This window comes from Microcoleus sp. A6-C6, from assembly GCF_036705955.1.
In the GTDB taxonomy this organism is placed as follows: domain Bacteria; phylum Cyanobacteriota; class Cyanobacteriia; order Cyanobacteriales; family Microcoleaceae; genus Microcoleus.
Map to the genome: position 1 here is coordinate 1 of NZ_JAUBVR010000145.1, position 6,049 is coordinate 6,049.

1 protein-coding gene is annotated in these 6,049 nt (G+C 45.5%); it reads right to left on the bottom strand.

Translation table 11 applies throughout. From position 1 onward, the window contains the following. Nucleotides 1–47: 47 nt before the first annotated feature. Nucleotides 48–5,819: a two-partner secretion domain-containing protein gene (locus QUB52_RS28435; protein ID WP_332975593.1), complete on the bottom strand. Its 5,772-nt coding sequence runs from the start codon at nucleotides 5,817–5,819 to the stop codon at nucleotides 48–50. Between the last annotated feature and the right edge of the window lie 230 nt (nucleotides 5,820–6,049).

A 6,049-nucleotide genomic window follows, 5' to 3' on the forward strand; every position in this document is an offset into this window, starting at 1 on the left:
TGGCTTTTCGCTCATCTGACTACATTACCATATTTTTCGGCTCTCAATCAACTATTTTTTACCTGAATCCTTACGAAGGAAAAAACTAGCGTATCTATATTTAATGCTGCTAACTCTTTAGAAATTGGCTCAACAAATAAATCATACAGTTTCTTCGCAGTTGGCAAATATTGGTCTTCAAGATTATCTAGGTTTGAGATTGTGCGTTGAAAATTATTTACAAGTTGATTCAGATATACCCGGTTGACTTTAATTGTTTTCTGAATTGGAGGGCCTTCGGGAACTACTAATATTAGCGACAATGATTCGAGACTAGCGAAGGCATAAACAATTACGGCTTGCTTTCCGGTTTCTGTTTTAATTGTTTTCAGAGTTTCTCTGATGTATTCAACATTTACTTTTTTATTAGTAAAATCTTCTTCAAAATAGTTTTCATAGTCTTGTTCAAAGAGTTTGTCGATTAGGGCAATAGCATCATCAGGATTGCCTTGATCTAAAGTTTGTTCAACGCTAAATCTGCTAATTTCTAAGGGAAAGAGATTGGGAATATTTGCGGGTGGGGGAGTTTCGGCTGCGGGAGTTGGTGCTGGAGTTGGAATTGGTGCGGGTGCTGGAGTTGGTGCGGATGTGGGAATTGGTGCGGGTGCTGGAGTTGGAATTGGTGCGGGAGTTGGAATTGGTGCGGGTGCGGGAGTTGGTGGCGGAGTAGTTTCGGGAATGCTTGTCAAGGAATCAGGCTCGATCGCCTCAACGGGCGGCTCAATAGTAGGCGCAGGATTAGGTGTTAAGACTATCCATCCATCGGGTTCTGTTGTAGCAGAAGAACCAAGTTCTGGCGGTTTTTCTGGTGGCTTTTCAGGAGGCGTTATTAAAGTAATCTCTGCTGCTTTTTGAAGAGCAGGTGGTGTGAGAGAGAAATTGTTTTGGGGATTATTAAATGCCCAATTAAAAGTTTTGCTTCCGGTTTCAGGATTGAGAGTGATGGTGGTTTTTGCTCCTAATAAATCGCCAATTAACAAAGCTAAATCTTGTTGCGGATTTGGCGCTTGGGCGGGTGCTATTGCGGCTGTGGGAATGGGTGCGGGAATGGGAGAAAAAGAGGGTGCAATTACAGGTGAAATTGCTGCTACGGGCGGGTTGTAAGGCGATTGTAGGAGTGCGGTTGTTGGATTTGTCGCGATCGCACTTGGAGGAGCGATCGAGCTTGGAAGGGCGATCTGGGCGGTGAGTTGGGCGATCGATGGAATTGCGGGTGCGGTGGGTATGCGATCGCTCGCGCTTGGTATTGTTGGGGCTGACGGCTGTGTGCGGGTTGTGCGGGGCGGCAGTGTGAAGAAATTGGTGTTTAGCAGTTCTTGGATGCCGGAAAAATCGATCGGCGGGAGTTCGGGTGTTGGGGATGGAGATGGGGTTGGGGCGATCGGGATTGAGGGTATTGGGGATGCAGTCGCCGTCGGTGAGGCAGTTTCAGTTGCCGGCGACGGCGACGGAACAGCCGTCGGTGCGGTTCTTGTAGCTAGGGTTATTGGCAACGGAACAGCCCTTGGTGCGGGTGTTGGTGCGGGTGTTGGGGATGGAGTCGCCGTCGGTGCGGGTGTTGGTGCGGGTGTTGGGGATGGAGTCGCCGTCGGCGCGGCTGTGGCGGCGGCTGTGGGAGATGGAGTCGCCGTCGGTGCGGGTGTTGGTGCGGGTGTTGGGGATGGAGTCGCCGTCGGCGCGGCTGTGGCGGCGGGCAAAATGGGTGAGGGAACCGAGTTAATTTGAATGCGCTCGCCATTTAATGCGAGACTGGGGTCTTGTCTGTGAGTGTATCGATAACTGTTATCGGGCAAAATCGTTTGTATGGGATTGCTATTTCCTCTAGTAATTGCACCAGCAGTTCCATTTTTCTCGGAATTGCCGACAATAAAAGGCGTGATTCCCCCGCCCCCGTGGTTGATAATTATGAAGCCGCCGCGATCGTCTCCTGGACTTGCAGCCGTAGAGATGCTAGCATTGATGCTGTTTCTGTCTAAGAACGAATTGGGCGATCGAAAAAACCTTTGAGTCACAATCAAAACATCTCCGCCCCTACCGCTTTCCCTACTTTCAGCATTAATTAGACTCAGAACAGTGTCGCCCGCACTGCTGCGGTTAATCGCGCTAACACTGCCCGCATTTACATTAGCAGAAGAGTCAACTTTTCCAGCATTAATATTACCATTAGCATCGAGAAATATATTACCTGCATTACCAGCAGCAGAAGTATTGATATTGCCAGCAGTGATATTAGTTCCCGCATTCAAATCAATATTGCTACCATTGTTTTTGGAAGTCGCATCAAGATTTTCTGTTTTAATTTCTCCCTGCTCGCTATAGAGAGAAATCCCGGCTTCCGAGGTGATGTTTTGAGCGGTAATGTTATTAGTTGCAGTAATGTCGATCGCCGCCGTATTTTCTGGAATATCATCTTGAATATTGATGCTGTTGAGACGAGTCTGGCTGCCGATCGCACCGCCAAACTGAACAATTCCCGCATTTGGCTTGACCGCGAGATTGTACGGCCCGTCAATTGTAGAATTAAAAGTAATGTCGCCAGTCTCCAGAATGTTAACAGAGAGGTCGTTAGCCAATGTTACGGGAGCCGCAAATGTAATATTGTTGCGGTTAGTTGCGATAATTCCGCCCGCAGTAATACTACTTGCCTTAATATCTATATTGCCGCCATTCACAGTGGTGCTGGGAGCAAAAGTGCGGGAATTAATACTAGATGTCGCCACATTTTCTTTAGCATTTATGACAACATTTCCGCCTTTGCCATTGGCTGCGGCAGTAATCAGCGGGCCGGCAGTTGTGTCAATATTACCGCCGCTTTGAATGCGAAGATTGCCGCTATTGGCGCTGAATCCGGTTAATAATAAAGCGCTACCAATTCCTGCCGTACTGATGTTAGTTCCAGCTTCTAGGGAAATATTGCCGCCGCTGTTGCCGCCGATTGCGTTGAGAAGTCCGGCCGTAGTATCGATCGCACCACCGCTTTTAAGCGTGATAGAGCCGCCGTCTTGATTCCCTATTGATTGGATGCTGCTGGTAGTAATATTTCCCCCCGCATTTAAATTAATACTGCCGCCTGTGTTCATTTTTTTATCGGCAGAGAAACCCTCAGAACTTGTAATTAACTGACCTGTAGTAATACTCCCATTGCTGTTAGTAAAATTAAGATTTCCACCCCGTATCCCCGATACTGACACATTGCCTGTATTAATGTCACCGCTAGTGGTAGATAAAGTAACGTTGCTGCCATTCCCCTGAGCGGAATTACCTGCGATCGCAGTTCCTTGTGTCGGCGTTTTGATGCCGCTGTTGGCTTGAATGGTAATATTGCCAGCAGCGCGATCGCCCGTGGTGTCGATCGCCCCGATATCTATGGAACCGGCAGTGCTCGTAAGTGCGATCGGGCCGCCGTCTTGATTTGCCATTACGCTGAGATTGCCCGTCGTAATATTGCGATCGGCTTTTAAAGTAATTGAACCGCCATTTTCTGGGTTAAAAACAGTATCATTTCCTGAATCCTGAGAGCTAGTTGTATTTAAATTTCCTGTATTGATGCTACCATTCGTGCTAGTAAAATTAATGCTACCACCTCGCAATATCCCGTAGTTTAATACGTTACCTGTTCTAATATTGCCACTGGTAGAAATGGTAATATTGCCACCCTTACCACCATCTGAAGAATTATTTATATTGCCAAGCTGAATATTGCCATTGACGCTCGTAATCTTGATATTTGCACCATCTGCTTTCGAGCTACCTGTACTAGGTGAGCCTATAATATCTACATTAATATTACCATTTGCCTGTAACGTTACAGAACCAGCAAGGCCGGGAGAATCGCCATTTCCAGTGCTGATATGTACTCCATTTGAAGGAAAAATAATAGCTCCCTGTTCGCTGATGATGGTAACATTACCGCTATTACCAGTAGCTGTTAAACCAGGAACTCCTCCTGCAAAACTCTCTATGCAAAAACTAGGGGAAGCACAGTCTAAAGTAATATCGTTTTTTGCTTTAAGACTAATATCACCTGCTCCACGGGGTGCGAAAGAATGTATATCGGCAGTAGTAATCCTGCCACCTGCATTCAGAGTAATATCACCGCCACGGGCAATGGTATTTGTATTTATAGTAGTAAGTGTGCCTGTAGAAATGTTGCCCCCAGCAGTCAAAGATATATCACCAGACTTATCCCCAAAAGAGTCTGCCCGAATCACGCCTGTTTGAATGTTACCTGTAGCTTGCATAATTACAGGGCCTACGTTATTAGAATTACTTACATAAGTATCAATTTTTCCTGTTTGAATGTTGCCACCCGATCGCAAAATGACAGATCTAGAAGTACGCAAAATAAATTCATCAGTACCGGCAGGAGCATTAGCAAGCATTGGATCGGGTTCTGTACTTGTAATTTCAATATCTCCAGTAAAAGTAATATTTCCAGTACCCGAAGTTGTATCTACCTTGAGAGATGCACCCGTGTAACTTCCACAAGTATAATCACCAGCTTGTGTCCAAATTGGATCGTACAGACTGAGAAAATTCGCAGGTTGACCGGATAAATCAACAATCGATGTGTTACTGCCGCTCCTAAAATAAGAATCTGTAGATATGATTCCATCACTCGCCAAAGTCAAATTTCCACCGCTAACAAACGGCGTTTGCAAAAGATGATTCAGCGCCAAAATATCAATACTTCTATTACCTTGAATGTACAAATTACCGCCAGCATTTGCCACAAACGGATTCGCCACACTGTCGCGCACCCGCACCGTATCGTCAGCCAGCAAACTCAAATCACCAGTTGTACGCAACAGACTTTCAACTAACGTCAAATTGCGACTGGCTGACAGCACTGCATTCTGGGCATTTACTTCTTTAGCAACCACATCTCCATTATCTACCTGCAAACCAGAACCAGTTAACTCAACTTGCCCTTGAGCATTCACTATTACACCCGTTGCACTTCCCCCACCACCAGTCAACAACTGAGGTAAAGATACAACTGGCAATACCCAACTTTGCGGCAAACTCCCAGCCACAGATTGCGGTTTAATCTCCAAACTCAATAAATTTCCCGGCTGACTAATTCTAACTAAACTTTGACCGGGAACCGCCGCCACAGTAATATTTCCTCCAGGTGCAGCAAGTTGTCCCGCACTCAAAACCGTGCCGCCCAACAAACTTAAATTTTGTCCCTGTTTAACCGCCAAATTACCAAGATTAATAATCCCTCCCGGCTGTAGATTTGTAAAAGCAAAAGTATTCGGACTTCCGACTAACTCTGTATAATTATTCGTGCCAATCGCACTAAACCAATTGTTACCGAAACCGATTCCTGTCGCAGTAGTCGCCGTGAAAGAACCGGGAATATTTAAGCTGGAATTTGCACCAAAAACAATCCCCGCCGGATTTATTAAAAATAAATTAGCATTGCCGCCCGTAACTTGAATTATGCCGTTTATCAGTGAAGCATCGCCGCCGACAACTCGCCCTAAAATATTGCGGATATTGGGATTTGAGATAAAATTGGCAGTTTGTCCTTGAGTTAAACCAAATTGCTGAAAACTGTGAAACAAATTAGTGCTATCGCCGGATTGTTGGCCGCCTTGGATGTTGAATTGATTGCCATTCGGGGTGATTTGAGTATTCGTGCCGTCAGCAGCGGGAGTAATTTGGGCCGTGGCTGTTTGGGATGGCGTGAAAAGTCCGATTTCCCAAGTTGCTAAGCTGGTAAAGGAGAGGAATGTTAGGATAAATAGATTTTTTGTATCGGCTGATTTCATGGCTTTTGTTAGTAGATGATAAATTTATTAACAATAAATACATAATATCACAATCCTGTAGGGGCGGGTTCACCGAAATATTTGACACGCAGCGATGAATTTTATAAACCCGCCCCCACCCCACCGAAAAATTAAGAATTAATTCAATTTAATCGTATCCGCTCAATAAATCGGGGTAACAGCAAAAAAGAAGGTTCACAATCTAGCCACAGCATGGTAAAATACAAAAC